The sequence below is a fragment of the Micromonospora sp. NPDC003776 genome (assembly GCF_053605645.1).
The window spans coordinates 1-1,461 of record NZ_JBSGJR010000922.1 but is presented as its reverse complement, the minus strand read 5'-3'; the positions used below and the strand labels follow the sequence as shown (position 1 = coordinate 1,461).

Sequence of the window (1,461 nt, the reverse complement as noted above, 5' to 3'; positions counted from 1 at the left end):
CGCTGCTCGCCCGCCGGGCCGGCCGGCTGCCCGACGTCGGTGCCGTCGGCGGCCAGGTGGCCGGTGCCCAGCACCGCCGCGAAGGACTCCCGGCGGTCGTGGTTGCCCGGGCAGTACACGTGCGGGATGCCCCGCTGCGCGGCGAACCGGCCGACCGCCTCCCGTACGGCGGTGCAGCCGGCGACCGAGCCGTCGTCGGCGACGTCGCCGCTGACCACCACCAGGTCGAGGTCCGGCACGTGCCGTATGTCGTGGAGGATGCCGTGCAGGGCGGCGCGGGCGTCCACGCCGTCCTCGTCGTGGCCGTCGGCGCCCACGTGGGTGTCGGACAGGTGCAGGATCCGGTGGCGTACGGGCGAACTCATGCGGCTCCTCACCTCGTGGATGAGGGGCCCCCAGGCGGTCGACGCCCCCGACCTCACTCCCCGGTGGTCGCCCACCCGCGCCAGTCGTGTGGGCCGAGCCTAGGAGATCAGCCGGAGGCGCGCTGCCCCGGACGGGTCAGAACGGGTCGCCGCACACCCGCCACTTGCCGTTCTCCTGCACCACCGGCAGGTCCCGCTCCTCGCTGGCGCCACCCTCCCGGGTCAGCCGCACTTTCACCGTGCCGCGCGGCCGGCCGCCCCGGGTGGCCACCGACACGTCCACGATCTCGTAGCCGCTGACCTGCGGCGGGGTGCGCACCCAGCTGCCGAAGCCGACCTGGCTCCACTTGCCGCGCGCGGTCCGGCACAGCTTGTCGTACGCCTTGTCGGTGTCCCCGGCGGCGACCTCGCGGAAGAACGTGTCGGCGGTCTCCCGGACCGGGCCGTTGGCCTGCAGCACCACCTGCACGTTCCACAGCGCGAGGCCGGCCACCCCGACCAGGCACATGGCGAGCCCGAGGCCACCGGCCAGCACGCTCGCGCGGACCGGCCGGCGCCGCCGGGCCGGCCTGGTCCACCCCTGCTCCCTGCCCATCACCTACGACGGTAGAGAAACCGGCGGCAGCTCTGCGCCGAAATTCCCCGCAGGTACCTGCCAGAAGGTGTCAGCTTCTCTCGCCAGGATGGGTGGCATGACAGTGCACGCCGACCTCGCCATGGTCAACCTCGACAGCTCCGACCCGGTCGCCCACGCGGCCTTCTACTCCCGCGCCCTCGGCTGGGAGGTCACCCACAGCCAGGCCGAGTACGCGATGATCAGCAAGGACGGGGTCTCGATCGGCTTCGGCCTGGTGCCCGGCTACACCCCGCCGACCTGGCCCGACGAGACCGCCGGCAAGCGCTACCACCTCGACCTGTACGTCGAGGACGTGACGCTCGCCGAGAAGGAGTTCGTGGCGGCCGGCGCGACCCGGCCGGAGTTCCAGCCCGGCGGGGAGCGGTGGACGGTGCTGCTCGACCCGGTCGGGCAGCCGTTCTGCCTCTGCCCGCGCCCGCAGGGCTGACCGCGGGCCGGCTCGTCGGGCTGAGCGCGCGC

General features: G+C 74.1%; 3 protein-coding genes and 1 riboswitch. Of the genes, 1 reads left to right on the top strand and 2 read right to left on the bottom strand.

What is annotated here, in order from left to right:
* Both ACWEVO_RS36415 and ACWEVO_RS36410 read right to left on the bottom strand, forming a co-directional pair.
* A partial coding sequence (locus ACWEVO_RS36415; RefSeq protein ID WP_452311930.1) for a metallophosphoesterase family protein occupies positions 1–365 on the bottom strand: 365 nt, incomplete at its 3' end.
* Positions 366–386: 21 nt separating this feature from the next.
* A riboswitch (ZMP/ZTP riboswitch) is annotated at positions 387–463 on the bottom strand.
* A 38-nt stretch (positions 464–501) separates the two neighbouring features.
* Positions 502–960, bottom strand: coding sequence for an Rv0361 family membrane protein (locus ACWEVO_RS36410; protein WP_452311929.1), 459 nt, complete (start codon positions 958–960; stop codon positions 502–504).
* Positions 961–1,057: 97 nt separating this feature from the next.
* Here ACWEVO_RS36410 and ACWEVO_RS36405 point away from each other — a divergent pair, with 97 nt between their 5' ends.
* On the top strand, positions 1,058–1,429 hold the full coding sequence (locus ACWEVO_RS36405; RefSeq protein WP_452311928.1) for a VOC family protein: 372 nt from the start codon (positions 1,058–1,060) through the stop codon (positions 1,427–1,429).
* The last annotated feature ends 32 nt before the right edge of the window (positions 1,430–1,461 follow it).